The following is a 24,654-nucleotide window of genomic DNA, read 5'->3' as shown; positions in this document are numbered from 1 at the left end:
TCTTACATTCACGCGAAAGCATTGGAGATGAACGTGGACAGAATGAAGCTAGAGCTGCCCCTGCCTGCTCTTGTGACTGGTTTGGTCATGTCGATCTTCTTGCTACTTTCGAATTCAGCTGTGCAAGCGGCAAAGGGAAAAAGAATCAAACCGATGTTTGGCGCAACTATGTCGGTCTGCGCGGGCCAAGCGCCATCGGGCTGGGCCGTAACAGGCGTAAGCACCAATTACACTACCTGCGGCGGGCATACGGATAACATCTGGACTATCTTCGAACTCAATGGCGCTCGTAAGGGTCAGACCGTGACCGTTTGCAATTTTTCAGCGTCCCAGAACGGCTGGGTCGTAATTGGGACCTCGACCGACTTCACAAGATGTGGGAGCAATTCGACGTTCAATAATCTTGCTACTATTCAGAAGCTGTAGTTCGTTCAATCAAACAAAAGTGGGCTGAGCTATGCACTGCGCAAGAGTGGGAACTAGCCTGGCTATTGCATCGGTCTTGAGCTTGTTTACGGCGCCCGCTGGGGCAGCAACATCTCCGTGGGGTGTCAAGATCGTCGGGGCAGGTTGTAACAGGAATGATCCGACCGTCAGCGCCTGTGATTCCGCGGCTTGGGTCTACAACAAGAATACTGGCGAAGCATACTTGTGCATCGGCAAGCAACATTCGGCGGGCGGCACCCGTCCGGCACCAAACACGGTGTCTTTATCGTGCGAGAAATGGAATCTTCCTGCGACGGGAGGAATCGAGCTGGAGCCGAATGGCTACCACGTGAATCGGTGGGATGAGATTTGGGACTATGGCGGCACGAAGGTCGGCGCTTTTCTGAACTTTGTTTGGATAGCGGGCCAAAACATCGCAGATTTACGCTTCTGCTACACAATCCGACCACCTGTCTGCAGCAGCGGGCCGACAATTTCTTCTACAATCGACATAAAGTCAGACGGTCCTCATTCACCCGGTCCAATCTTAGAATGGCTTTCGCCTCAGCAATGAGGCTGTTCAGCAATCGACGCTGTTAATCGCCCAGCCTCATTGCGAACACAGCCGGAGCAGTCTGCTTGACGTAGTGATGAGGACGGCGCCCCAAGAGAATGCTGCTGTCCAAATTAGAGGACAGGCCCGAGCGGGCCTCCCACCTCCAACTGCCCGTATGACCTGCTAGCCATTCGTGGGCGCGATCGCTTTTTTTGACTGCGGGACGTATTCGCCACGAATCTACGTCGCACATGCGAAGGGTCTCTCGCAGGACGACCTCTCTTATGACGCAGGGATCAGCCGGGGCTATTTGAGCCAACTGGAAAAAGGCGTTTTCTACGCCACCGTCGCCTGTAAAGCATAAGTCATAGTTCGGGCGGTGAGCCGATTAGACGATGCGTCATGCTCTCTGGCTGTCGGTCTGCAAATCCCGGATGATCGATACAGACTTGACCGCAATTACAAGCCGCCTAGCATAGTACGATGGGCGAAACGCTATCTGATCCATCCAGATAAAGTGCTGGGCTGCGGGAGGTCTATTAACCAACATCGTTCCAGACAAGAAAAACTTTATGCTTGGGCTGCAAGGAACCCAGCGCACTGTAAGGACAGGGGATATGTTTCTATCGCTGCGTTAGCTGCGCTCAACGTCTCTTTGCCTGGGGCCCTCTTTGAAAAGCGCCAGGGATCAAGATTTCTCGAAAAAAGGCCAAGGCCAATGAAGATCTCCCGGAGAGAGCTTATTGCTGGAGCAGCAGTATCTATCGGAGCTTCACGAACAGCCCAAGCCTCCAGAGACTGGAACGAAGACTTCGTCAACTTCCGGGCCAGCCCCGTTCTGGTTGAACGTATAGCCGACTTCAGTTTCGAAGTGAGCCAAATCGAAACCACCGTGACTGCTTTGCTCACGGTGCTATTCACAAACCCGTTTTGGCCTCCGGGATCACGAGGCGATGCAATCGATGCTTTGCCGAAGCGACTCAGAGTGATCGAACCAAAATCCGATCGCATCGTCTATGGGTCAAGGAGTGTCTATACGGAGCTCCGTCGTATGACAGCATCATTTGGGCTGATCGCTCGACTGCAGGATGAGGATCGCCTGATCTTCAAGTCAGATCGATTTGCTGTCGACTTTGGATCGCTTTGGTTCGACGTGCCCCCTTTCAATAAAGAAAAGCCGTATGAGACGTTCACGTCTATGACAACGTTGAATTTGATTTAGATGTCTGCTTACGACGAAAATCTTCGCCGATTGCTTAAGATCGATGAAGGCTGGCTAAGAATTCCAGCCCTCCCCGAGCCACTACACTTTGCTTATCTTGATCATAAGGGCAAGTGGACCACAGGATACGGATTCAACCTCTCCGAGAAGAGCGCTCAGAAGGCATTGTCAGCTATTTCAAAAAAGCGAGTCTCGGACCTGATCGTGCACAAAGATTTTCTAATTGAAGCTGAGGCGCTCGCACTTCTGGATAGTCGAATAGAGACTGCAACCCATGACGCCCGAAAGCTCTTCGAGGGGTTCGATGCATTGTCGGATCCGAGAAAGCTTGCAATCGTTTCGCTGTGTTACATCATGGGTTATGACCGGGCTGAAAAATTTGCTGATACTAGGAAATATGTCGGACTGTCCCAATTCGACAAGGCGGCTGATGCTATGACCAAATCGAATTGGTGGAGAGATCCACAGACCCGCCCCCGTGCAGAGAGACTGTCCCAGGCACTGCGATTGGATGTCTACCCAAAGGCCGCATTACCTAGAGCGTCAGCAGTGCCGGCAAAGGTAGGCGCACCGTCTCCCGCCCCTGCTACATCTCCTCCCGCTGCCAGTTCTACTTCAAAGAGCGAGGATTTAGGAGGCGCTGCTGGAGAGCGTGCTATGAACCGTGGCGGCGGCGGAGGAGGTGCCACAGGCGGAGATACCAAGACTCGTCCAGCGGACACTCGCCCCTTTCCTAGTCACGGGAGCTTTGGTCCAAATCGGATGCCGTAACGGTCAATCCCCAAGCCTCGTTGCAAACACAGTCGGGGTGGCCTGCTTCCCGTAATACTCCTGAATAACTTCCACTGACGTACCCATATTCCGAGCAATCTCGAACACGCCTACCCCATTGCGCAGCGCATTGACTGCATAGAAATGTCGTAAGCTGTAGATTGAATATTTTTCCCCGAAAGTACTCCGTTCGATTCCCCCTTGTTTGAGGGCGGCATTAAGCTGATCAATAAGTGTGGTGATCCTCGATCCGTCGGGCATAACGAAAAGAAGACCTGCGGGATCTTGCGCCCGTCGTTTTGTCAAGAATTTGTCTAGCCGCTTAACGGCGACCGACCTGACGATCGCATCCCGCTCTCCCGTTTTGCCCCTTACGACGAACCGATAATTGCTGCGCCCTTTCTCGTCTTTGAATGGGTGAACATCTCGGACTTTTAGGCTGTTCGCCTCTCCAGGTCGGAAACCGGTGCAAGCGACTACCAAAACGTAGATTTGTAGCAGCTCTCGGCTCGCCTTAGTGCGAGCGTCTCTAGCGAAATTGATGCGTCGGCACATCGTCCGCCAAAGCTGACGAAATTCCCATTGCTCGAAAGCGGGCCGGACCCTTTTCTTCTTGGGTGTAAAAGTCGCTGTGATCGATGCCTTGTCACCTCGCCAGCCCTGCTCTGAAGCCCATTTGACGATGGCTTTGCCGAGCATCATGTCCCATTGAAGCGTCTTATCTGTGGGATGTCGCTTGGCGTTCTTCGGCAACACTTCGAGCGAAGCGTAGTAATCCCGACGCCACGGGATGAACTCTCGCATCACCTTGTCGTCGATGTCTTCGACAGTCAGGTGCCCTGCATACTCCCGCCAGAACTTCGACACCCGCCTGATCTGCCGCAGCATTCCAGCCGAGGTCTTGCCGTGCGCATGATCCCGCTCACGGAAGCGGATGTAGTCATCGATGACAGCCGAGAATGACTTGGATTTCGGCGGTAAGCCCTGCTCGGCCCTGTGTTCTAATTGGAACAGCAGACGTCGGCCGAACTGCACGGCGGTCTCCTCGACCGTCGTCTTTAATGATCGGGTAACGTATTTCCCGGGTGAAAGTCGCAGGCGGGCGTAGTAGGTGCCATTGCGCCGAAAAATCGTAAGCCGGCCATCCTCAAGATAGCGAGCGCCGTCCATTCATGGTGCCCCTGAAGTTTGGCAAGCACCGCAAAGGGACGAAATGCTTTCAAGTGTTAGACGGTCGAAAATTTACAGCGAGTGATTTGCCCGTCTAACCCATTGTTTTTGCTCGCTAGGCATACCGCCCGTGGCAGTGCTTGTACTTCTTGCCGCTGCCGCAGGGGCAATCCTCGTTGCGGCCGACCTTGCCCCAGCTGGTGGGGTTCTTCGGATCGCGCAGCGCGGCGTCGGTGGCCTGCGCACCGAGCGTGACGCTGGCGAGCGCCATCTCGTCCTCGCCGGTGTTCGGGTCGAACTTATGCGCCTCCATCGGCGGCAGGACGGGAGCTTCCTGCTCCGGCGGAACGATCTCGACGCGCATCAGCTGCGCCGTGACGGCCTCGCGCAAGTGAGCGCTCATCTCCTGGAAGAGATTGAAGGCCTCGGTCTTGTACTCCTGCAAGGGATCGCGCTGGCCGTACCCGCGCAGGCCGATGACCTGGCGCAGATGGTCGAGCATGATCAGATGCTCGCGCCAGAGATGGTCAAGCGTCTGCAGGAGAATGGTCTTCTCGACGTAACGCATCACGTCGGGACCCCATTGCGCGACCTTGGCCGCCATGTGCTCGTCGGCCTTGGTCTCGATGCGGTTGAGCAGCTCCTCGTCCGCGATGCCCTCTTCCTTGGCCCATTCGTCGACCGGCAGGTCGAGATCGAGCACGCGCTTCAACTCGTCCTTCAGGCCGGCGACGTCCCACTGCTCGGCATAGGCATGCTCGGGCACGTGCTTGGCGACGAGATCGTCGATGAAGGCGTGGCGCATGTCGGTGACGGTTTCGGCGACGCTATCGTCCTTCATCAGGTCGACGCGCTGGTCGAAGATCACCTTGCGCTGGTCGTTCTGGACGTTGTCGAACTTGAGCAGGTTCTTGCGGATGTCGAAGTTGCGCGCCTCGACCTTCTGCTGCGCCTTCTCGAGCGCCTTGTTGATCCAGGGATGGATGATGGCCTCGCCCTCTTGCAGGCCGAGACGCTGCAACATGCTGTCGAGGCGATCCGAGCCGAAGATGCGCATCAGATCGTCTTCCAGCGACAGGAAGAACTTCGAGCGACCGGGGTCGCCCTGACGACCGGAGCGGCCGCGCAGCTGGTTGTCGATGCGGCGGGATTCGTGGCGCTCGGAGCCGATGATGTAGAGGCCGCCGGGCTTCTTCACGGTCTTGGCGGGCTTGGAGCCCTTCGCCGGCTCGATCTCGACCGTCTCCTCGGCCTTCAGCACGATGTCGCGGAAATGGGCAATGTCGGCCTTGATCTGCTCGATCTTCCTGGCCTTCTCGGCCTCGTCCTCGATGCCCGCGGTCTCCTGCTGGATGCGCATCTCGAGCGAGCCGCCGAGCTTGATGTCGGTACCGCGGCCGGCCATGTTGGTCGCGATCGTGATCGCGCCGGGCACGCCGGCTTCCGCCACGATGTAGGCTTCCTGCTCGTGGAAACGTGCGTTCAGCACGGCGAACAGCTTTGCCGGCTTGCCGGCGCGGGCCGCCGCGTACAGCTTCTGCATCGAATTTTCGTTTCCGAAATCGATCTGCCGGTAGCCGTGCTTCTTGAGGTATTCGGCGATCACTTCCGACTTCTCGATCGAGGCGGTGCCGACCAGCACGGGCTGGAGCCGCGCATTGGCGCGCTCGATCTCGGCCAGGATCGCGGCGTACTTCTCGTTCTGGGTGCGGTAGACCTCGTCGTCCTCGTCGAGACGGGCGACCGGGAGGTTGGTCGGGATTTCCACGACTTCGAGCTTGTAGATGTCGAACAGCTCGTCGGCTTCCGTCAGCGCCGTGCCGGTCATGCCGGCGAGCTTTTCGTACATGCGGAAGTAGTTCTGGAAGGTGATCGAGGCCAGCGTCTGGTTCTCGGGCTGGACCGTAACGTGCTCCTTCGCCTCCAGCGCCTGGTGCAGGCCTTCGGAATAGCGCCGACCGGCCATCATGCGGCCGGTGAACTCGTCGATGATCACAACCTCGTCGTCGCGGACGATGTAGTCCTTGTCGCGGGTGAACAGCGTGTGGGCGCGCAGGGCCTGGTTGATATGGTGCACGACGGAGACGTTCTCGACGTCGTAGAGCGACTCGCCCTTGAGCTGGCCGGCATCGCGCAGCAGCCCCTCGATCTTCTCCATGCCCGCTTCGGTGAGGGTCACCGTACGCTGCTTCTCGTCGACGTCGTAGTCGGACTTGTCGAGCTTGGGCAGGAAGCTGTCGATGGTGTTGTAGAAGTCGGAGCGGTCGTCGAGCGGGCCGGAGATGATCAGCGGCGTCCGCGCTTCGTCGATCAGGATGGAGTCGACCTCGTCGACGATGGCGTAGAAGTGCGGCCGCTGGACCATGTCCTCGAGCCGGTACTTCATGTTGTCGCGCAGATAGTCGAAGCCGTATTCGTTGTTGGTGCCGTAGGTGATGTCGCAGGCATAGGCCGCCTTGCGCTCGGCATCGTCGAGGCCGTGCACGATCACGCCGGTGGTCAGGCCAAGGAAGCCGTAGATCTGGCCCATCCAGCCGGAGTCGCGGCGGGCGAGGTAGTCGTTGACGGTGACGACATGGACGCCCTTGCCGGCGAGCGCGTTGAGATAGACCGCCAGCGTCGCGACCAGCGTCTTGCCTTCGCCGGTCTTCATCTCGGCGATGTCGCCCTCGTGCAGCACCATGCCGCCGATCAGCTGGACGTCGAAATGGCGCTGGCCGAGCGTGCGCTTGGCCGCCTCGCGCACGGTGGCGAAGGCGGGCACCAGGAGATCGTCCAGCGTCTTGCCCTCGGCAAGCTGCTTCTTGAACTCGGCGGTGCGGGCCTTGAGCGCCTCGTCGGAAAGTTTGGAAACTTCGGGCTCCAGCGCGTTGATCGCGTTGACGCGGGACTGATATCCCTTCACCCGCCGGTCGTTGGCGGAGCCGAAAAACTTGCGGGCGAGCGCGCCGATCATGCCTGGTTCCTGTGTTCGCGATTTAACCGCGTTGGCCTAAGAAGTTGTCCCCCGCCTGCCTATCAACTCACCGTGACGCCTGGCGGCGTCAGAGCCCGGACTGCGGGGGTCGTCCGCCATATGGGTGGGAATTGGGCTAGTCTGGGTTCAACGGCCAAAAACGCAGCAAAATAAACGCCATCGCCATGGTCGCGACCGGGCAGAGATATGGCCCGGTCAGGGCCTTGTCAACGGCGGGCGCATTGCGGCTAATTCATCATTTTGACAGACTTTTCGCGTTGCCAAGCCCCCCTGAATTGGGCGAGTGTCCGCCCCGCTTCGAGCAGCCCCCTGCTTCAACATAAGGATTTTCCATGACCACCTCGTTCCCGGTAACCACCGGCCAGCGTTTCCGCCATGCGTCCGCCCTGGCTGGCAGCCTCGCTTTGGCGCTGTCCCTGGCGTTCGCGGGCCCGCTCCGGGCCGCCGACGATCCGGTGCTGGCGAAGGTCAATGGCGCGGAAATCAAGAAGAGCGACGTCGCCATGGCCGAAGAGGAGCTCGGACCGAGCCTCGCCCAGATGGACCCGGCGAGCAAGGACGAGAACGTCCTGTCGTTCCTGATCGACATGAAAATCGTCAGCAAGGCTGCCGAGGACAAGAAGATTGCCGACAGCGAGGAGTTCAAGAAGCGCCTGGCGTTCGCCCGCAACCGGCTGCTGATGGACAGCCTGCTCGCCAATGAGGGCAAGGCCGCCACCACCCCGGATGCCATGAAGAAGGTCTACGAGGAGGCCTCCAAGCAGATCACCGGCGAGCAGGAGGTGCGCGCCCGCCACATCCTGGTGGAGACCGAGGACGAGGCCAAGGCGGTGAAGGCCGAGCTCGACAAGGGCGCCGATTTCGCCGAGCTCGCCAAGAAGAAGTCCAAGGATCCGGGCTCGGCCGATGGCGGCGACCTCGGCTTCTTCACCAAGGAACAGATGGTGCCGGAATTCTCCACGGTCGCCTTCACCCTGGAGCCGGGCAAGATCTCCGACCCCGTGAAGTCGCAGTTCGGCTGGCACATCATCAAGGTCGAGGAAAAGCGTAGCCGCAAGGCGCCCGATTTCGAGCAGGTCAAGACCCAGATCGAGAGTTATGTCACCCGCAAGGCCCAGGCCGAATACGTCGCCAAGCTGCGCGCCGAGGCCAAGGTCGAGCGGCTCGACCAGCCGGCCGCGGATGCCAAGCCCGATGCGAAGCCGGCGGATGCGGCCAAGCCTTCTGACGCAAAGCCCTCCGACAGCAAGATGGCGCCGCCCGCCAAGAAGTAAGAATTTGCTGTCACTTCGCTGACGCCAAGAGTATCTAAGCCTTCGTGATGCCCGGCCCCCGTGCCGGGCATCTGCATATCCAGATCCCACCAAGGCGCCCCGCGATGTCCTCAACCGTCTCCCCGCTCGCCCCCAAGCACGTTCCCGATATGCCCGTGATCGCGGGCGTCCGCCTTGCGACGGCCGAGGCCGGCATCCGCTACAAGAACCGCACCGACGTGCTGCTGGCGGTGATGGACAAGGGCACGGCGGTGGCCGGCGTCTTCACTAAGTCCAAATGTCCCTCCGCGCCGGTGGAATGGTGCCGCGCCAAGCTGAAGGGCGGCGGATCTTCTAAAAAAGGATTGGCGCGCGCGCTCGTCGTCAATTCCGGCAATGCCAATGCCTTCACCGGCAAGACCGGTCGCGCCTCCACCGCGCTGACCGCCAAGATCGCGGCCAAGGCGGTCGGGTGCAGCGAAAGCGAGATCTTCCTGGCCTCGACCGGCGTGATCGGCGAGCCGCTGGACGCGACCAAGTTCGACGGCGTGCTCGGCCGCCTCGCCGAGACCGCGGAAGCGGGCGACTATCTCGCCGCGGCCAAGGCGATCATGACCACCGACACCTTCCCGAAGGTCGCGACCGCGACCGTCAAGCTCGGCAAGGCCAAGGTCACCATCAACGGCATGGCCAAGGGCGCCGGCATGATCGCGCCCGACATGGCGACGATGCTGTCCTTCATCTTCACCGACGCGCCGATCGCGCCCGCTGCGCTGCAGGCGCTGCTCAAGGCCGGCGTCGAGGACACCTTCAACGCCGTGACGATCGACGGCGACACCTCGACCTCGGACACGCTGCTGGCCTTCGCGACCGGGGCTGCCGCCGCGCATGGCGCACCCAAGATCAGCCGCGCCAGCGATCCGCGCCTGAAGGCTTTCACCAAGGCCTTCAATCTGATCCTGGCAAATCTTTCCGAACAGGTCGCCCGCGACGGCGAAGGCGCGCGAAAGCTGGTCGAGATCACGGTCGAGGGCGCCAAGACCAAGGCCTCGGCCCGCAAGATCGCGATGTCGATCGCCAATTCGCCGCTGGTCAAGACCGCGATCGCCGGCGAGGACGCCAATTGGGGCCGCGTGGTGATGGCGGTCGGCAAGGCCGGCGAGCCGGCCGATCGCGACAAGCTCTCGATCTCCTTCAACGGCATCCGCGTCGCCAAGAGCGGCGCGCGCGATCCCGATTATGACGAGGCCCAGGTGTCGGAAGCGATGAAGGCGCCGGAGATCGCAATCAAGGTCTCGCTCGGTCTCGGCAAGGGCCGCGACCGCGTGCTGACTTGCGACCTCACCAAGGAATATGTGGCGATCAACGGGGATTACAGGTCCTGAGTCTTCACCCTCGCCGCGTTCTTACGGGGAGACGGGAACAGTCACCCCGAGATCCGGGCGTCCGCGACCGCTTTCTTGAACAGCGCATTCATCGCGTCCGAGATGCCCTGGGTCGGGCTCACCTCGAAATACAGCCCCGGCGAAGCGCAGCTCTGCATGTTCTGCGCGATCTCGCTGTTCGGCGAGGGACCATAGGGGCCGGCATTGAACGGATCGACCCATTTCATGTACCAGGCGTTGGTGGGCAGCGCGAGATAGGTCGTGTACAGCACCGCGACCTTGACGCCCCGATCCTTCATCGTCTTGCAGAGCGACGCATTGAGCGGCGATTGGCAACGTGAGGACCCCGAGAGCGGCTTCAGGCAGCCCGGATTGCTTTCGTCGGCGACACCGTCGGAGACGAAGAACAGATATTTCAGGGGAGCGTTGGATTTACCGCTTCCGGGGTTGGGGATCTCGTTGTTGATCGCCGGAAAGATGGTGCTGAACTGCGTGTCCTGATCCTTGGTATAGCTGTCGTTGTTGCCGTAGACGCCCATCAGGTCGATGTTGCCGGCCGCCGTCTTCGCGCTCGACAAATTCGAGGACAACGGAAAAAGCGCCCGCAAGCCGATGGTCTTTGACGCCGCGCCGAAATCGTAGATCGCCATGCGGAACTGGTTCGAATAGGTCTGGCTCGCGGCAGCCGTATCCATCAGCGATTGCGTCGCGCTGCGCAGCACGTCGATCCGCGTGGTCACGCCGATGGACTTGGCGAGATTGTAGTAATTGTCGGGGTCGTTGTAGTCGTGACAGGCGAACGCGCACTGGTCGTTCGGCTTGAAGCTGTTGCCGGTGGTCGCGTTGACCAGCTTGGTGACGTCCGCCGGCGTTGCCGCCACGCCCATCGACGGCGAATTGTCCAGCAGGAGGTAGAAGTCGAAATAGAGCGGCATGCTCGCCGTCGCCGTCGACGTGCCGCTCGTCGTCAGCGAGGTCTTGCCGATCACGCCGAGGAACATGGTGTTGATGGTGCCTTTGAACGCAACGGTCGAGGTGACCGTCGAGCCGTTCTTGACCACCGTCGGCGTGAGACTGTCGAGCGTATAGCCGGTCAGATTGGCGACGTTGGCATTGAAGATGTTCCTGGCGTCGGTGACGCCCACGGGAATCGAACCGTCCGAGGTCATCGTGCCCGCGGCCGCAAAGGCCGGCGATGCCTTGGCGACCGCGCCGACGCTGGCCGCGTCGGCCGCAGCCTGCAGCTTGGCCCGCATCTGAGTGGCGCGGGAGTAATCGACCGCGCAGCCAACCACCGTGACAAGGGGGACGCAGGCGAGTGCGAAAATCACCGCGACATTGCCGCGCCGGTCGGTTGCGAACCGGCCGATAAGGGAGCAAAGCACGGCGCGCATGGATGGAGCCCGGAATGGTTTAAATATGTTCCCACTCTAGGAACCCTTGATTAAATATGACTTATGGGGCCCCTGGAATCGTGGCCCCTCAGTACGGTTAACGAATCCTTGCGAACGACCCCAGCGAGCGACATTCCGGACATGGCCGATCTCAAACTGACCCTGGTGGTGGCCTGCGCGCTGGTCGATGCCGACAAGCGCGTCCTGATCGCGCAGCGCCCCGAGGGCAAGGCGCTCGCCGGCCTGTGGGAATTTCCCGGCGGCAAGTGTGAGCCCGGCGAGCGGCCGGAGCAGAGCCTGATCCGCGAACTTCACGAGGAACTCGGCATCACCGTCGCCGAACCATGCCTCGCGCCGCTGACCTTCGCGAGCTACGGCTATGAGAGCTTCCACCTGTTGATGCCGCTCTACATCTGCCGGCGCTGGGAAGGACAGGTGGCCTCGCGCGAGGGCCAGGCCTTGGCCTGGGTGCGCGCCAACAAGCTGCGCGACTACCCGATGCCGCCCGCGGATATTCCGCTGATCCCGCATTTGATTGATCTGCTGATGTGAGTTGCCGTGCCCCGGACGCAGCGCAGCGCCCTTGCGGTGCGCTGCTGAGCCGGGGCCCATACTTACCGCAGACTGGGTCCGGCTCTGCGCAGCAGCGTAAGAAAGCTGCAGCGCGTCCGGGACACGGCTCACTCTTTCCCCGCCTTCCTCACCGCCTCCGCCAGGCTCGCCTTCGCCGATCCCGGCTTCAGCGGCTGCTGCTGGCTCGCATGCGGGGCCCAGCCGGAGAGCCAGATGATGTCGAACGTCGCGCGGATGCGGCCGTCGGCATCGGCAAATCGCTCGGCATAGATCTCGGCCATCCGCAGCAGCGTCGCGCGCCGGCTCGGCGTGCGGCGGCGTTCGATCAGCACATTGGCCGCGCCCATGCGGCGCAGATCCTGCATCAAGGCGAACGCATTGCCGTAGCGCACGACGACGCGGTCGACGTCGGTCACTGGCAGCGCGAAGCCCGCCCTCTGCAGCAGCGCACCGACATCGCGCAAATCCGCAAACGGCGCCACGCGCGGCGACACGCCGCCCTCGCATTCGGCCTCGGCCGCCGCAAAGGCCTGACGCAGCTCGGTCAGGCTGTCGCCGCCGATCATCGCGGCCAGCAGCAGCCCGTCCGGCTTCAGCGCCCGACGAATTTGTGCGAACACGCCCGGCAGATCGTTGACGAATTGCAGCGCCAGGGCCGAGGCGACGAGGTCGAGACTGTCCGGCGAGAAGGGAAGTTTTTCCGCGCCGGCCGCATCAAGCGCGATGTGCGAGATGGAGGGAAGGCGCGTGCGGAGGGGCGCCAGACCATCGCCCGGCGTCCAGAGATCGACCGGGGCGTGAAACTCGCGCATCACCGCGGCGAGCCGCTCCACCATGTCCTCGGCGACACGATCGAGCAGGAAGCTTACCGCACCCTGCGCCTGCGCACGCCGCTGCCGCGCGTGCAGCAAGGCGCGATCGAACAAAGCGGGCGGAGTTTGCGGGGGCTGGGCCATGCCGCTGGTTACGCCGATCACGCTGGCCAATGCAATCTCCTCTCTCTTGTCCCGGACGCGCTGCAGCGCTCTTAGCGCTGCTGCGCTGCGACCGGGGCACGAGAGCGTGGCTTGAGCCCGGAAGCGTGGAACGCTAGCCTCCCCCCATGGACGCCGACGCCGCCCCCACCCGTTCTATTGCCTCACCGCTGCGTGCCGCGTGGACGGCCGGCCGCCACGTGCTGGCGCGGGCGGCGCGGCTCGCGCTCGACATCGCGCTGCCGACGCTGTGCGTGTCCTGCCGCGAGCCGGTCGATGGCGAGGGCGTTTGCGCCTCGTGCTGGGCGCGGCTGTCGTTCATCGAACGGCCCTATTGCCCGCGGCTCGGCATCCCCTTCGTCTACGACCCGGGCCCGGACATGCTGTCGATGGAGGCGATCGCGAACCCGCCGGCCTACCAGCGGGCCCGCGCGGCAGTACGCTATGACGACGTCGCGCGCACGTTGGTGCATGCGCTGAAATACCAGGACCGCACGGATCTCGCGCCCGCCATGGGGCGCTGGATGGCGCGGGCGGGCGGCGAGCTGCTGGCCGGGGCCGACATGCTGGTGCCGGTGCCGCTACACTGGCGGCGGGCCTGGCGGCGCCGCTACAACCAGTCCGGGGCGCTGGCGCAGATCATCGAGCGGCAGAGCGGGGTCAGGACGAAGGCCGAGGTGCTGCGCCGGGTGCGGGCCACCGAGCAGCAGATCGGCCTGTCGCGGGCCCAGCGCGCCACGAATGTGCAGGGCGCATTTCAAGTATCCCCGGACCGCCAGGCTGAAATCCAGGGCCGCCGCATTGTCCTGATCGACGATGTCCTGACCTCGGGTGCGACGCTGGATGCCTGCGCACGGGCCCTGCTCCGCGCCAAGGCCGCCCAGGTCGACGTCCTGGTCTTCGCCCGGGTTGTGGATCCCCGGTAAAGTCCCATATAATTCAATGGATTCATGACAAGAGAGCGCCAGACGAGATGACTGCTGCTGTCGAGATCTACACCAGGCCGGGCTGCGGCTATTGTTCCGCCGCCAAGTCGCTGCTGAGCCGCAAGAAGGCGGCGTTCACGGAATTCGACGTCGCCAAGAACCCGTCCTGGCGCAACGAGATGTACGACCGCGCCGGCGAGGGCTCGACCTTCCCGCAGATCTGGATCGGCGGAACGCATGTCGGCGGCTGTGACAATCTCTACGCGCTCGACCGCGAAGGCAAGCTCGACGGCATGCTCGAAAGCGTGAAGGCAACCTCATGAGCGAAGACCGCACGTTCACCGCCGCGATGGTGCAGATGCGCACCGGCCTGATGCCGGGGCCCAGCCTTGAACAAGCCACCAAGCTGATCCGGCAGGCGGCCGCCAACGGCGCCGACTACGTGCAGACGCCCGAAGTCAGCAACATGATGCAGCTGAACCGCAAGGCGCTGTTCGAGCATCTGCAGAGCGAAGAGAACGACACCTCGCTGAAAGCCTACCGGGCGCTCGCGGCCGAATTGAAGATCCATCTCCATGTCGGCTCGCTGGCGCTGCGCTTCTCCGCCGAAAAGGCGGTCAACCGCTCCTTCCTGATCGGGCCCGAGGGCAATGTGCTCGCGAGCTACGACAAGATCCACATGTTCGACATCGAGCTGCCGGACGGCGAGAGCTATCGCGAATCCGCCAATTACCAGCCGGGCGAGACCGCGGTGATCTCCGACCTGCCCTGGGGCCGGATGGGCCTGACGATCTGCTACGACGTGCGCTTCCCCGCGCTCTATCGCGCACTCGCCGAGAGTGGCGCCTACTTCATCACCGTGCCCTCGGCCTTCACCCGCAAGACCGGCGAAGCGCATTGGCACGTGCTGCTGCGTGCGCGCGCGATCGAGACCGGCTGCTTCATCTTCGCAGCGGCCCAGGCCGGCACCCACGAGAACAAGCGCGAGACCTATGGCCATTCGCTGATCATCGACCCCTGGGGCGAGATCCTCGCCGAGGGCGACGTCGAGCCCGGCATCATCATGGCCAAGATCGATCCGGCCAAGGTCGAGACCGCGCGCCGCGCGATTCCCTCGCTCCAGCACGGCCGCCGCTTCGGCGTGTCCGATCCCAAGGCCGGACCGGACCATCTGCACCTCGTGCGGGGATCGGCATGATCCGCTACGCACTTCGCTGCGACCGGGACCACGAATTCGAGAGCTGGTTTCAAAGTTCGACGGCCTATGACCAGCAGGTCAAGCGCAAGCTGGTGGCCTGCCCGATCTGCGGCTCGGCCAAGGTCGACAAAGCGATCATGGCCCCGCGCATTGTCGGCAAGAAGGGCCGCGGCCGTGCGACGCCGCCGCCGGAGCCGGTCACGACTGCCGCCGCGCCCGAGGCCGCGCCGTCAGGGCCGACCTCGCTGCTGATGGCGCAGGAGAAAGAGCTGCGCAACAAGCTCAAGGAGCTGCGCGACCACATCGTCAAGAACGCCGACAACGTCGGCGAGCGCTTTGCGAACGAAGCCCGCGCGATGCATTACGGCGACAAGGAACATCGCCCGATCTATGGCGAGGCCTCGCCGGAAGAGGCGAAGTCGCTGATCGACGAAGGCATCGAGGTCTCGCCGCTGCCGACGCTGCCGGAAGACCGGAACTAAGCCCCCACCAGCACCGCCACGCCGACGACGATCAGCGCGATGCCAAAAATCTCGCGCGGCGCGATCGGCTGCTTGAACGAGTAATAGGCCACGGCTTGTGCGAACAGCACCTCGATCAGAGCGAGCGTGCGGACATTGGCGGCGGCCGTCAGCGCGAAGGCTAGGAACCAGAACTGTGAGGCGAAGGCGCCCATGAAGCCCGCCAGCATCGACGGCTTCCACAGGCCGAGGATCGCCTGCAATATCGCTGGCGCGCGCCAGAGCAGATAGATCGTCAGCACCAGCGTCTGCACGAACAATCCGAGCACCAGCGTGAACGAGGCCGCCGTCACGAAGGAGACGCCAGGCACGTTGATGATGGCGCCGCGAAAGCCGACCGCGGAAAGCGCGAAAGCCGCTGCCGCGACGAGGCCGGTGATGGTCGGCTTCAATTCGGCAAAGCTCTTTTCCCCGCCAGGGCGCAGCGCGGTGATGACGACACCGACGGTCGCGATCACGATCGCCAGCACTTTCAGAAAGGTGAGGTGATCGCCGAGGAAGACGAAGCCGAAGATCGCGGTCTGGATCGCCTCGGTCTTGAGGTACGCCGTCGTCACCACGAAGGAGCGATCGTTCATAGCGAGCAGCATCAGGCCTGTCGCGACGATCTGGCTCAGCGCCCCGAGCAGCAGCCATGGCCAGAACGCGGTCGGCGGCATACCGAGATGATCGCCGGTCGCGATCAGCACCACGCCGAGGAACACCAGTGAGAACGGGAAGCCAAACAGGAAGCGAATATTGGTCGCGCCCCAAGTCCCCAGCGGCTTCGTGAGCGACCGCTGCATCGCGTTCCGCGCGACCTGGCCCAGCGCGGCGACGATGGTGAAGGGAATCCAGAGGCTGGCGACGGTGAGCATGGGAGGGGGCTAAAGTGCTTAGGAAGGTGGGTTTATTAGCGTGACGGGAACATCCTCGCTGGTCAACCACACGAGCGTCATGGGTGCGATGCTCTTGCAACAAGCACACTGTCGTCCCTGCGAACGCAGGGACCCATAACCCCAGGGAGCAGTTTGGCGAAGGCTGCCAACCCGCGCATATCACACCGAACCCCACGAGAGATCACGCGGTATGGGTCCCTGCGTTCGCAGGGACGACGACATTTGCTGGGCGGCATCACACTGTCAAACCAACAGATCACTCAGATCTCGCCAGTCCGGATTGTCTCGCTCGATCAGCTCGATCTTCCAGTCGCGCTTCCAGCGCTTGAGCTGCTTTTCCCGGGCAATCGCCTCCTCGACGCGTTCATAGGCTTCGGTGTAGACCAGCCGATGCACGCCGTAGCGCTTGACGAACTCGGAGCCCTTGCCGGCGCGGTGCTGCTCCATCCGCTTCTGCAGTGAGTTGGTGACGCCGATGTAGAGCGTTCCGTGATGGCGACTGGCGAGGATGTAGACGTAGTACATGCTCGGGGCGCCCGTCTTGGCTAACTCGATGGGCCTGTGGTTATGGGTCCCTGCGTTCGCAGGGACGACACCGCCCGGGGAGTTAGAGATCGCATCTCACTCATACGCCCTCACACCATCGCTTCCGCCACCATCATGTAGTTCACGTCCATGTCCGACGAGAGCGACCATTTGTCGGCGAAGGGCGAGTAGACCACGCCGGTCTGCTCGGTGATGACGAGGCGGTTGTCGAGCAGGTATTTCGTCAGCTCGTCGGGGGTGACGAACTTGTTCCACTCGTGGGTGCCGCGCGGCAGCCAGCGCAGGACATATTCGGCGCCGACGATGGCGAGCGCAAAGCTCTTCCAGTTGCGGTTCAGCGTCGAGACCACCATGAGGCCGTTCGGCTTCAGCATCGCGGCGCAGCGCTTCAGGAAGACGCCGACATCGACGACATGCTCGACCACTTCCATCGCCAGCACGATGTCGAAGCGCTCGCGCGGGTCGATCTCCTCGACCGTGGTGCAGCGGTAGTCGATCGCAAGATGGCCCTTGTCGGCATGCAGCTTCGCCGCGGCGATGTTGCTCTGCGAGGGATCGACGCCGATGACCTGCGCTCCCAAGCGTGACAGCGGCTCGCACAGAAGGCCGGCGCCGCAGCCGATGTCGAGCACGCGCAAGCCGGCGAGGCAGTTGAGGCTGCGCACGTTGCGCTCGAACTTGCGGCAGGCGGCATCGCGGATATAGCCGAGCCGCAGCGGATTGATCCGGTGCAGCGGCGCCATCTTGCCGTTGGGGTCCCACCACTCCGCGGAGAGTTTTGAGAATTTGGCGATCTCGGCGGCGTCGACGGTCGAGCCGGGCTGGGCGGAAACGGAAGTATTTTGCTGCATGCTCATGGTTACGCGCGGTCCTACCGCGTGGTGATCGAACTACGGAAGGCGAGCGGCGAGGCGATGGTCTTGATCGTCTCGATCCCCTCACCGACGCCGCGAATCGTCACGTCGCCGTAGTTGAGAATACGTCCAAGAATGGTCTGGTCGACGTCGACGCTCTCGACCTTGTCCAGCGCCATCTCGAAGGTACGACGCTTGATGAAGCCGGTCTTGTGCACGACCCTGAGATTGGTGACGTCGGTCTCGGTGGTGAAGCGGTGGAACCAGCCCTTGATGGTCCAGTACAGGGCCGCCAGCGCCGCGACGGCTGCGGCCGCCAGGCAGAGCAGAACGAGCCAGTCGATAACAACCTGGCGCGACAGGATCAGCAGGACCAGCGTCACGATCCAGGCCAGGATCGCCGGAAAATAGAAGATCCAGTGCGCATTGGTCGAATACAGCACCTTCTCGCCGGGCTGCAGAATCTCGTCGATATAACGCGCCATGACCTCAGCTAACCCATTGCCCGCACCCGGCCCCGCAGGAACCCGCTTGCCCCCGGCCTCGCCGCTATGTATACGCGCGGTCGGTGTCCGCCAGGACCGTCCGGTGCGGGCCACCATACTGATCCCTTTGAAGGAATGCACGCGTCGTCATGAGCCGCCTCGTGATGAAATTCGGCGGCACATCCGTCGCCAATATCGAACGTATCCGCAACGTCGCACGCCATGTGAAGCGTGAGGTCGACGCCGGCCACGAGGTGGCCGTGGTCGTCTCGGCGATGTCCGGCAAGACCAACGAATTGGTGGCCTGGTGCACCGAGGCCTCGCCGATGCACGACGCGCGCGAATACGACGCCGTGGTCGCCTCGGGCGAGCAGGTGACCTCCGGCCTGCTGGCCATCACGCTCCAGGGCATGGGCATCCAGGCCCGTTCCTGGCAGGGCTGGCAGATCCCGATCAAGACCAGCGACGCCCATGCCTCGGCCCGGATCGAGGACATCGACGGCAGCGAGATCATCAAGCGCTTCAAAGAGCGCAAGGAGGTCGCGGTCATCGCCGGCTTCCAGGGCATCGAGCCCAAGACCAACCGCATCACCACGCTCGGCCGCGGCGGCTCCGATACCTCGGCCGTGGCCGTTGCCGCGGCCGTCAAGGCCGACCGCTGCGACATCTATACCGACGTCGACGGCGTCTACACCACTGACCCGCGAATCGTGCCGAAGGCCAAGAGGCTCGACAAGATCGCGTTCGAAGACATGCTGGAACTGGCCTCCCAGGGCGCCAAGGTGCTCCAGGTCCGCTCAGTGGAACTCGGCATGGTCCACAACATGCCGATCTTCGTCCGCTCGAGCTTCGACAAGCCCGAGGATATCGACCCGCATGCCAACCAGCCGCCCGGCACGCTGATCTGCAGCGAGGAGGAGATCATGGAAAGCCACGTCGTCACCGGTATCGCCTTCTCCAAGGACGAGGCCCAGATCTCGGTGCGCCAGATCGAGGACAAGCCGGGCGTTGCGGCCTCGATCTTCGGCCCGCTCGCGGATGCCAACATCAACGTCGACATGATCGTGCAGAACGTCTCCGAGGACGGCAAGACCACCGATCTCACTTTCACGGTGCCGGCGGCCGATTATACCCGCGCCAAGGACACGATTACCGCCGCCAAGGCCAAGATCGGTTACGCCAGGCTCGATACCGCCACGGACGTCGCCAAGATCTCGGTGATCGGCAGCGGCATGCGCAGCCACGCGGGCGTCGCGGCCCAGGCGTTCTCGGCCCTCGCCGGGCGGAATATCAACATCCGGGCCATTACAACCTCCGAGATCAAATTCTCGGTATTGATCGACACCGCCTATACCGAGCTCGCGGTGCGCACCCTGCACACGCTCTACGGTCTCGATCAGGCCTGAAGCGCGACCACGGTCGCGCTTCCCGTTATTGTCTGAGCATGGTCTTTCCGGAAAACCGCTTCGTACGTTCCAGACCGCGCTTAGGCTAATTTTCTCTTAGCGGTCGCAGCAAACGCCGAGGTGTCCACACTTTCGCGTTTGGCAGGCGTTTTGCTTGGCAAAACAAGCCCCAATTCGCTATACGGCGAACAGGGTGGGCTGCCGCAAACTGTGTCCCAGTTCAGGCCGCTGATTCGGTGCAAGCGAAGGTTTGCGCCTGCGCCGGACAAACAATTTGGTTGTTTTTCTGGAATTTTGGGCCAGCCGCCGGCCGATACCGCCGGGCCCGGCAGACGGAGGAGATTGACGGTTCATGCGGAGCGCGTCGGGAGGTCCCCGCGTCTTGTTGAGACGGCTCCGCGAAACCATGGCGGAGCAGGTCTCGGCCCAGGAGCGGCTGGACAAGATCGTGGTGCTGATCGCCGCCAACATGGTGGCCGAGGTGTGCTCGGTCTATGTGCTGCGCATCGACAACACGCTGGAGCTCTACGCCACAGAAGGCCTCAACCGCGAGGCGGTGCACCACACGGTGCTGAGCGCCCATGAGGGCCTGGTCGGCCTCGTCGCCAGCGAGGCGACGCCGCTCAACTTAAACGATGCGCAGAGCCATCCGGCCTTCTCGTTCCGCCCCGAGACCGGCGAAGAAATCTATCACTCCTTCCTCGGCGTGCCGATCCTGCGGGCCGGCAACACGCTCGGCGTGCTGGTGGTGCAGAACCGCGCCAAGCGCAATTACGTCGAGGAAGAGCTCGAGGCGCTGCAGACCACCGCGATGGTGCTGGCGGAGCTGATCGCCTCGGGCGAGCTCTCCGCGCTGGCCCAGCCGGGCCAGGAGCCGGCGGCGCGCCATTCCGCGCAGAAGGTCGGCGCCATCCTGTCGGAGGGCATCGCGCTCGGCCACGTCGTGCTGCACGAGCCGCGCGTCGTCATCAAGGACTACATCGCCGAGGACCTGCCGAAGGAAATCAAGCGGCTCGACACCGCGCTCGCCAAGCTGCGCGCCGATCTCGACCGCATGCTGGAGCGCGGCGACGTCGCCGAGGGCGGCGAGCATCGCGAGGTGCTGGAAGCCTATCGCATGTTCGCCAACGACCAGGGCTGGTCGCACAAGCTGCACGAGGCGGTCGCCACGGGCCTCACCGCGGAAGCCGCGGTCGAGCGCGTGCAGTCCGACACCCGCGCGCGCATGCTGCGCTCGACCGACCCTTATTTGCGCGACCGGCTGCACGATCTCGAGGATCTCGGCTACCGCCTGATGCGGCAGCTGGTCGGCCAGGACCACGCGCCCTCGCGCGAGCAACTGCCCGACAACGCGATCGTCATCGCGCGCGCGATGGGCCCGGCGGCGCTGCTCGACTACGATCGCAAGCGCCTGCGCGGCATCGTGCTGGAGGAGGGCACCGCCAACTCCCACGTCTCGATCGTGGCGCGCGCGCTCGGAATTCCCGCGGTCGGCGAAGTGCCGAACGCGCCCGGCATCGCCGACCCCGGCGACGCCATCATCGTCGACGGCACCTCGGGCTCGATCTATGTGCGCCCGTCACAGGAGGTCGAAGCCGCCTTCGCCGAGCGCGTGCGCTTCCGCGCCCGCCGCCAGGCGCAATATCTGGCGCTGCGCGACCGGCCCTGCGTCACCAGGGACGGCCAGAAGGTCGAGCTGATGATCAACGCAGGCCTTGCCATCGACCTGCCGCATATCGAGGACACCGGCAGCGCCGGCATCGGCCTGTTCCGCACCGAGCTGCAATTCATGGTGGGCCAGAGCCTGCCGCGCACCAGCGACCAGCTGGCGCTCTATCGCACCGTGCTGGATGCCGCCGGCCCCAAGCCCGTCACCTTCCGCACCCTCGACATCGGCGGCGACAAGGCGCTGCCCTATATGGAAGCCGTGATCGAGGAGAATCCCGCGCTCGGCTGGCGCGCGATCCGGCTCGGGCTCGATCGCCCCGGCCTGTTGCGCGGCCAGATTCGCGCGCTGCTGCGCGCCGGCGGCGGCCGCGCCTTGCGCATCATGTTCCCGATGATCTCGGAGGTCGCCGAATTCGATTCGGCGAAGGCGCTGGTCGAGCGCGAGCTCACTTACTTACGCCAGCACGGCCACACGCTGCCTGAACGGATCGACATCGGCACCATGGTCGAGGTGCCCGCGCTGCTCTACCAGCTCGACGAGCTCTTGCGGAAAGTCGACTTCATCTCGGTCGGCTCCAACGACCTGTTCCAGTTCCTGTTCGCCGTCGATCGCGGCAACGCGAAAGTGTCCGAGCGCTTCGACACCATGTCGGCGCCGATCCTGCGCGCCCTGCGCGAGATCGCGCGCAAGTGCCATGCGGCGAATAAGTCGCTCTCGCTCTGCGGCGAGATGGCCTCCAAGCCGATCGGCGCGCTGGCGCTGATCGGGCTGGGCTATCGCTCGCTGTCGCTGTCGGCGACCGCGCTCGGCCCGGTCAAGGCCATGGTGATCGACCTCGATGCGAAGAAGGCCGAAGCCATGCTCGGCCCGCTCCTGGACGCGCCGGCGGGCAGCGTCTCGATCCGGCAGAAGTTGACGGAGTTTGCCGAGGCCGAAGGCCTGGCCTTGTAGCGGGCCTGTCGCCGCCTCCCGCCGCCTCGCCTCTTTCCGCCATTTGAGACTGAACCGATGTCGTCACTCCCCGAAGCCAAACTGGACGTGCTCCTTGCACATCATGCCTCTCTCGAGGCCGAATCGCTGGGGCAGCTCTCCTCCGAACGTTACGTGCAGGTCACGCGCGAGCTGGCCGAGATCACGCCGCTGATCGAAGCGGTGAAGGCCTACCGTTCCGCCGTGAAGGAGCTCGCCGATACCGAGGCGCTGATCGCCGATCCCGCAACCGATGCCGAGATGCGCGGCATGGCGGAAGCCGAACGCGACGAGCTCGCACCGAAGATCCAGGAGCTGGTCCAGAAGATCCGCGTGGCGCTGCTGCCCAAGGACGCCATGGACGATCGCAACGTGGTGCTGGAAATCCGCGCCGGCACCGGCGGCGACGAGGCCTCGCTATTCGCCGGAGACCTGTTCCGGATGTACGAGCGCTTCGCTGCCCTGCAGGGCTGGAAGGTCGAGGTGATCTCGGCCAGCGAAGGCACCGTGGGCGGCTACAAGGAAATCATCGCAGAGGTGCAGGGCCGCGGCGCGTTCTCCAAGCTGAAGTTCGAATCCGGCGTGCATCGCGTGCAGCGCGTGCCTGACACCGAGACGCAGGGGCGCATTCACACCTCTGCGGCGACCGTTGCCGTGCTGCCCGAGGTCGAGGATGTCGACGTCGAGATCAAGAACGACGACCTCCGCATCGAGACCATGCGCGCGCAAGGCGCGGGCGGCCAGCACGTCAACAAGACCGAATCGGCGATCCGCATCACCCACATTCCGACCGGCATCGTCGTGATGATGCAGGACTCGCGCTCGCAGCATAAGAACCGCGCCTCCGCCATGAACATCCTGCGCTCGCGCATCTACGACGCCGAGCGGCAGCGCGTCGACGCCGCGCGCTCGGCCGAGCGCAAGGAGAAGGTCGGCTCCGGCGACCGCTCAGAGCGCATCCGCACCTATAATTTCCCGCAAGGACGCGTCACCGACCACCGCATCAACCTGACGCTCTACAAGCTGCCGCAGGTGATCGCGGGCGAAGCGCTCGGCGAATTGACCGACGCATTGACCACCGAGCACCAGGCCGCGCAGCTCGCCGCCCAAGGCGTCGCGGCCTGACAGGCGCGATCACCGCGAATCAGGTCTCGCCGGAATCCTGGAACGACTTCAGCAGACGCCCCAAGGCCGGGCTCGCGGCATGGCGAAGCTCTTCGAGGTTCTTCCGCGAGAGTGCCCGGAGCTTCTGCTCACCCTTCTTGGTCAGATTGAGGTGCACGCGCCGGGCGTCATTGGGATCGGCAAGCCTGCTGACCAACCCGAGCTTGGCCAGACGGTCGACCAGTTCGACTGCGGAATGATGCCGGATCAGCAGGAAGCGCGCGACATCGCCGACCGTCGCAGGTCCCGGACGGACAAAGCCCTTGATGCCGAGCAGTGCCTGGTGCTGCGTCGGCGTCAATCCTTCGTTCGCCGCCGCCTGCTCGCTGAAGGCCAGAAAGCTTCGGATCTGATAGCGAAACTGCGCCAGCGCCGCGTAATCGGCGTCACGCATCGTACGGCTGTTCGAGCCCGGGGTGGTTTTCGTCGTCTTGGATCGCCGCGCCTGCATCGCCTGGACCGTGCCTGGCCGCCCTGCCTCGACACTGTCAAGCCGGGGACGCGAGCGACTTAGTCCAAAGTAGCAAGATGCAGCCTCGGAACCAACCGGGCCGGTACCGCACATGCACAATTAACCGAATGCCTATTCGAACCCGGACAGCAGGATCTTCACCAGGATGACCTGAAATGCGAGCGGGATGCGGACGCTCTTCCGCCGGATCGAGCGCTGCAGAGCACCAGCGATCTCGGCGCTGGTCAGGCTACCGGCCGACGCGCTGGCGATCAGCTCACCCCACATCTGCGACAGCGAGCCGCCGGCCGGGATCACCGGACTGATGGTCACGCCACAGCCCTGCGCCCAGTCGACGATCTCCCGCATGGTATGAGGGCCGCAATTGCGCGCGGTCGCGAGGCGCTCGGCTGTCAGCGCCAGCAGCAGTTCACGCGAGGGCGACCATGCTCCTTTCGGCGGCTGCTCGCCCGTCAGTTCGACCGCGAGCTCCTTGAGGACGTTCTGGGCGCGTACGCTCAGCTTCTTCATCGGAGCTGGCAGGCGCTTCGCCTGAACGGAGCCGACCGCCGGACCCCGCTCGCCGATCGGCCTGTGACGAGGTTCGGAGACGCGAACCGCTTCGCCGGACGGCGGTGCCGCGCGTTGTTCGTTGCCCTCCGCCGCCGGCCACGCCGGCTCCTGCGGCTCCGTCTCCAGAGGCCAGGACCGCCGCTTTCGCGTGCCCGCTGCTACCGTCCGCCGCGTCATGTCCCTCGCCGAACCCGTCTGCTTCGTACTCACAAAGACTAATATATATCGTGATCCGATATGTTTTCACGTGATAATTTCGGTCGTTCGACCAAAGGCGAAATTGACAGAAGGTCTTCACAAGCAATGTTTAGGT

At 63.2% G+C, this 24,654-nt stretch carries 23 protein-coding genes; 13 read left to right on the top strand and 10 right to left on the bottom strand.

All coding sequences use genetic code 11. From position 1 onward, the window contains the following. The first annotated feature begins 33 nt into the window (after positions 1–33). The 3 genes from AC0WRY_RS02905 (at position 34) to AC0WRY_RS02895 (ending at position 2,975) form a co-directional block, all read left to right on the top strand. Positions 34–426 (top strand): hypothetical protein, encoded by a 393-nt coding sequence (locus AC0WRY_RS02905; RefSeq protein ID WP_491122627.1) that lies wholly within the window; start codon positions 34–36, stop codon positions 424–426. 1,274 nt (positions 427–1,700) lie between these two features. Then, entirely contained in the window at positions 1,701–2,204 is a 504-nt protein-coding gene (locus AC0WRY_RS02900; RefSeq protein WP_491122626.1) for a hypothetical protein, read from the top strand. Continuing rightward, positions 2,205–2,975, top strand: coding sequence for a glycoside hydrolase family protein (locus AC0WRY_RS02895; protein ID WP_491122625.1), 771 nt, complete (start codon positions 2,205–2,207; stop codon positions 2,973–2,975). A gap of 3 nt (positions 2,976–2,978) precedes the next feature. Here the strand turns inward: AC0WRY_RS02895 and AC0WRY_RS02890 are convergent, their stop codons facing one another. Both AC0WRY_RS02890 and secA read right to left on the bottom strand, forming a co-directional pair. Then, positions 2,979–4,145: a tyrosine-type recombinase/integrase gene (locus AC0WRY_RS02890; protein WP_491122624.1), complete on the bottom strand. Its 1,167-nt coding sequence runs from the start codon at positions 4,143–4,145 to the stop codon at positions 2,979–2,981. A 115-nt stretch (positions 4,146–4,260) separates the two neighbouring features. Further along, positions 4,261–7,101, bottom strand: a complete 2,841-nt coding sequence (secA, locus tag AC0WRY_RS02885) for a preprotein translocase subunit SecA (RefSeq protein ID WP_194405596.1) — start codon at positions 7,099–7,101, stop codon at positions 4,261–4,263. Positions 7,102–7,454: 353 nt separating this feature from the next. On the opposite strand from secA, the gene AC0WRY_RS02880 reads away from it, so the two are divergent. Both AC0WRY_RS02880 and argJ read left to right on the top strand, forming a co-directional pair. Next, entirely contained in the window at positions 7,455–8,396 is a 942-nt protein-coding gene (locus AC0WRY_RS02880) for a peptidylprolyl isomerase (RefSeq protein WP_194405595.1), read from the top strand. Positions 8,397–8,500: 104 nt separating this feature from the next. Continuing rightward, positions 8,501–9,760: a bifunctional glutamate N-acetyltransferase/amino-acid acetyltransferase ArgJ gene (argJ, locus tag AC0WRY_RS02875; protein WP_194405594.1), complete on the top strand. Its 1,260-nt coding sequence runs from the start codon at positions 8,501–8,503 to the stop codon at positions 9,758–9,760. Between the two features lie 41 nt (positions 9,761–9,801). On the opposite strand, the gene AC0WRY_RS02870 is transcribed toward argJ, so the two are convergent. Further along, the gene (locus AC0WRY_RS02870; protein ID WP_491122623.1) at positions 9,802–11,154 is read right to left on the bottom strand and encodes a TadE/TadG family type IV pilus assembly protein; all 1,353 of its coding nucleotides are present in this window, start codon (positions 11,152–11,154) and stop codon (positions 9,802–9,804) included. A gap of 141 nt (positions 11,155–11,295) precedes the next feature. Between AC0WRY_RS02870 and AC0WRY_RS02865 the strand changes: the two genes are divergently transcribed. Beyond that, the gene (locus tag AC0WRY_RS02865) at positions 11,296–11,706 is read left to right on the top strand and encodes a (deoxy)nucleoside triphosphate pyrophosphohydrolase (RefSeq protein WP_194405592.1); all 411 of its coding nucleotides are present in this window, start codon (positions 11,296–11,298) and stop codon (positions 11,704–11,706) included. A 128-nt stretch (positions 11,707–11,834) separates the two neighbouring features. On the opposite strand, the gene AC0WRY_RS02860 is transcribed toward AC0WRY_RS02865, so the two are convergent. Beyond that, positions 11,835–12,683, bottom strand: a complete 849-nt coding sequence (locus AC0WRY_RS02860) for a methyltransferase domain-containing protein (protein ID WP_194408145.1) — start codon at positions 12,681–12,683, stop codon at positions 11,835–11,837. A 146-nt stretch (positions 12,684–12,829) separates the two neighbouring features. Here AC0WRY_RS02860 and AC0WRY_RS02855 point away from each other — a divergent pair, with 146 nt between their 5' ends. The 4 genes from AC0WRY_RS02855 to AC0WRY_RS02840 are packed head-to-tail and all read left to right on the top strand — an operon-like array spanning position 12,830 to position 15,307. Further along, positions 12,830–13,627, top strand: coding sequence for a ComF family protein (locus AC0WRY_RS02855; protein ID WP_194405591.1), 798 nt, complete (start codon positions 12,830–12,832; stop codon positions 13,625–13,627). 47 nt (positions 13,628–13,674) lie between these two features. Further along, a complete protein-coding gene (gene grxC / locus AC0WRY_RS02850) occupies positions 13,675–13,950 on the top strand; it encodes a glutaredoxin 3 (RefSeq protein WP_194405590.1) in 276 nt (91 codons plus the stop codon). Further along, complete coding sequence (locus AC0WRY_RS02845) at positions 13,947–14,825, top strand: carbon-nitrogen hydrolase family protein (protein WP_194405589.1); 879 nt, start codon at positions 13,947–13,949, stop codon at positions 14,823–14,825. Before grxC ends, AC0WRY_RS02845 begins: the two co-directional genes overlap by 4 nt. Then, positions 14,822–15,307 (top strand): DUF1178 family protein, encoded by a 486-nt coding sequence (locus AC0WRY_RS02840; protein WP_194405588.1) that lies wholly within the window; start codon positions 14,822–14,824, stop codon positions 15,305–15,307. The genes AC0WRY_RS02845 and AC0WRY_RS02840 overlap by 4 nt, the downstream gene beginning before the upstream one ends. On the opposite strand, the gene AC0WRY_RS02835 is transcribed toward AC0WRY_RS02840, so the two are convergent. From AC0WRY_RS02835 to AC0WRY_RS02820, 4 genes are all read right to left on the bottom strand, one after another. Continuing rightward, a complete protein-coding gene (locus tag AC0WRY_RS02835) occupies positions 15,304–16,203 on the bottom strand; it encodes an EamA family transporter (RefSeq protein ID WP_194405587.1) in 900 nt (299 codons plus the stop codon). The two genes, AC0WRY_RS02840 and AC0WRY_RS02835, sit on opposite strands and share 4 nt — an antisense overlap. A gap of 264 nt (positions 16,204–16,467) precedes the next feature. Further along, on the bottom strand, positions 16,468–16,749 hold the full coding sequence (locus AC0WRY_RS02830; protein WP_194405586.1) for a GIY-YIG nuclease family protein: 282 nt from the start codon (positions 16,747–16,749) through the stop codon (positions 16,468–16,470). Positions 16,750–16,859: 110 nt separating this feature from the next. Next, positions 16,860–17,627 (bottom strand): bifunctional 2-polyprenyl-6-hydroxyphenol methylase/3-demethylubiquinol 3-O-methyltransferase UbiG, encoded by a 768-nt coding sequence (ubiG, locus tag AC0WRY_RS02825; protein ID WP_194405585.1) that lies wholly within the window; start codon positions 17,625–17,627, stop codon positions 16,860–16,862. A gap of 14 nt (positions 17,628–17,641) precedes the next feature. After that, positions 17,642–18,109, bottom strand: coding sequence for a PH domain-containing protein (locus AC0WRY_RS02820; protein WP_194405584.1), 468 nt, complete (start codon positions 18,107–18,109; stop codon positions 17,642–17,644). Between the two features lie 149 nt (positions 18,110–18,258). Between AC0WRY_RS02820 and AC0WRY_RS02815 the strand changes: the two genes are divergently transcribed. The 3 genes from AC0WRY_RS02815 (at position 18,259) to prfA (ending at position 23,278) form a co-directional block, all read left to right on the top strand. Further along, on the top strand, positions 18,259–19,515 hold the full coding sequence (locus AC0WRY_RS02815) for an aspartate kinase (protein ID WP_194405583.1): 1,257 nt from the start codon (positions 18,259–18,261) through the stop codon (positions 19,513–19,515). A gap of 352 nt (positions 19,516–19,867) precedes the next feature. After that, positions 19,868–22,135: a phosphoenolpyruvate--protein phosphotransferase gene (gene ptsP, locus AC0WRY_RS02810; RefSeq protein ID WP_194405582.1), complete on the top strand. Its 2,268-nt coding sequence runs from the start codon at positions 19,868–19,870 to the stop codon at positions 22,133–22,135. A gap of 57 nt (positions 22,136–22,192) precedes the next feature. Further along, positions 22,193–23,278 (top strand): peptide chain release factor 1, encoded by a 1,086-nt coding sequence (gene prfA / locus AC0WRY_RS02805; protein ID WP_194405581.1) that lies wholly within the window; start codon positions 22,193–22,195, stop codon positions 23,276–23,278. Positions 23,279–23,297: 19 nt separating this feature from the next. On the opposite strand, the gene AC0WRY_RS02800 is transcribed toward prfA, so the two are convergent. Both AC0WRY_RS02800 and AC0WRY_RS02795 read right to left on the bottom strand, forming a co-directional pair. Then, the gene (locus AC0WRY_RS02800) at positions 23,298–23,711 is read right to left on the bottom strand and encodes a MarR family winged helix-turn-helix transcriptional regulator (protein WP_349643190.1); all 414 of its coding nucleotides are present in this window, start codon (positions 23,709–23,711) and stop codon (positions 23,298–23,300) included. Between the two features lie 189 nt (positions 23,712–23,900). Next, the gene (locus AC0WRY_RS02795) at positions 23,901–24,518 is read right to left on the bottom strand and encodes a hypothetical protein (RefSeq protein ID WP_194405579.1); all 618 of its coding nucleotides are present in this window, start codon (positions 24,516–24,518) and stop codon (positions 23,901–23,903) included. Positions 24,519–24,654 lie beyond the last annotated feature (136 nt).

This window comes from Bradyrhizobium sp. T-12 (genome assembly GCF_058314695.1).
The sequence above is the reverse complement of the archived record's forward strand: the minus strand, read 5'-3'. Positions and strand labels throughout refer to the sequence as shown.

What these genes read in the sequence shown, in the direction of transcription:
- AC0WRY_RS02900 (WP_491122626.1), top strand. Translation starts at nt 1,701, where the DNA reads ATGAAGATCTCCCGGAGAGAGCTTATTGCTGGAGCAGCAGTATCTATC.
- AC0WRY_RS02895 (WP_491122625.1), top strand. Translation starts at nt 2,205, where the DNA reads ATGTCTGCTTACGACGAAAATCTTCGCCGATTGCTTAAGATCGATGAA.
- AC0WRY_RS02890 (WP_491122624.1), bottom strand. Translation starts at nt 4,145, where the DNA reads ATGGACGGCGCTCGCTATCTTGAGGATGGCCGGCTTACGATTTTTCGG.
- secA (WP_194405596.1), bottom strand. Translation starts at nt 7,101, where the DNA reads ATGATCGGCGCGCTCGCCCGCAAGTTTTTCGGCTCCGCCAACGACCGG.
- AC0WRY_RS02880 (WP_194405595.1), top strand. Translation starts at nt 7,455, where the DNA reads ATGACCACCTCGTTCCCGGTAACCACCGGCCAGCGTTTCCGCCATGCG.
- argJ (WP_194405594.1), top strand. Translation starts at nt 8,501, where the DNA reads ATGTCCTCAACCGTCTCCCCGCTCGCCCCCAAGCACGTTCCCGATATG.
- AC0WRY_RS02870 (WP_491122623.1), bottom strand. Translation starts at nt 11,154, where the DNA reads ATGCGCGCCGTGCTTTGCTCCCTTATCGGCCGGTTCGCAACCGACCGG.
- AC0WRY_RS02865 (WP_194405592.1), top strand. Translation starts at nt 11,296, where the DNA reads ATGGCCGATCTCAAACTGACCCTGGTGGTGGCCTGCGCGCTGGTCGAT.
- AC0WRY_RS02860 (WP_194408145.1), bottom strand. Translation starts at nt 12,683, where the DNA reads ATGGCCCAGCCCCCGCAAACTCCGCCCGCTTTGTTCGATCGCGCCTTG.
- AC0WRY_RS02855 (WP_194405591.1), top strand. Translation starts at nt 12,830, where the DNA reads ATGGACGCCGACGCCGCCCCCACCCGTTCTATTGCCTCACCGCTGCGT.
- grxC (WP_194405590.1), top strand. Translation starts at nt 13,675, where the DNA reads ATGACTGCTGCTGTCGAGATCTACACCAGGCCGGGCTGCGGCTATTGT.
- AC0WRY_RS02845 (WP_194405589.1), top strand. Translation starts at nt 13,947, where the DNA reads ATGAGCGAAGACCGCACGTTCACCGCCGCGATGGTGCAGATGCGCACC.
- AC0WRY_RS02840 (WP_194405588.1), top strand. Translation starts at nt 14,822, where the DNA reads ATGATCCGCTACGCACTTCGCTGCGACCGGGACCACGAATTCGAGAGC.
- AC0WRY_RS02835 (WP_194405587.1), bottom strand. Translation starts at nt 16,203, where the DNA reads ATGCTCACCGTCGCCAGCCTCTGGATTCCCTTCACCATCGTCGCCGCG.
- AC0WRY_RS02830 (WP_194405586.1), bottom strand. Translation starts at nt 16,749, where the DNA reads ATGTACTACGTCTACATCCTCGCCAGTCGCCATCACGGAACGCTCTAC.
- ubiG (WP_194405585.1), bottom strand. Translation starts at nt 17,627, where the DNA reads ATGAGCATGCAGCAAAATACTTCCGTTTCCGCCCAGCCCGGCTCGACC.
- AC0WRY_RS02820 (WP_194405584.1), bottom strand. Translation starts at nt 18,109, where the DNA reads ATGGCGCGTTATATCGACGAGATTCTGCAGCCCGGCGAGAAGGTGCTG.
- AC0WRY_RS02815 (WP_194405583.1), top strand. Translation starts at nt 18,259, where the DNA reads ATGAGCCGCCTCGTGATGAAATTCGGCGGCACATCCGTCGCCAATATC.
- ptsP (WP_194405582.1), top strand. Translation starts at nt 19,868, where the DNA reads ATGCGGAGCGCGTCGGGAGGTCCCCGCGTCTTGTTGAGACGGCTCCGC.
- prfA (WP_194405581.1), top strand. Translation starts at nt 22,193, where the DNA reads ATGTCGTCACTCCCCGAAGCCAAACTGGACGTGCTCCTTGCACATCAT.
- AC0WRY_RS02800 (WP_349643190.1), bottom strand. Translation starts at nt 23,711, where the DNA reads ATGCGTGACGCCGATTACGCGGCGCTGGCGCAGTTTCGCTATCAGATC.
- AC0WRY_RS02795 (WP_194405579.1), bottom strand. Translation starts at nt 24,518, where the DNA reads ATGACGCGGCGGACGGTAGCAGCGGGCACGCGAAAGCGGCGGTCCTGG.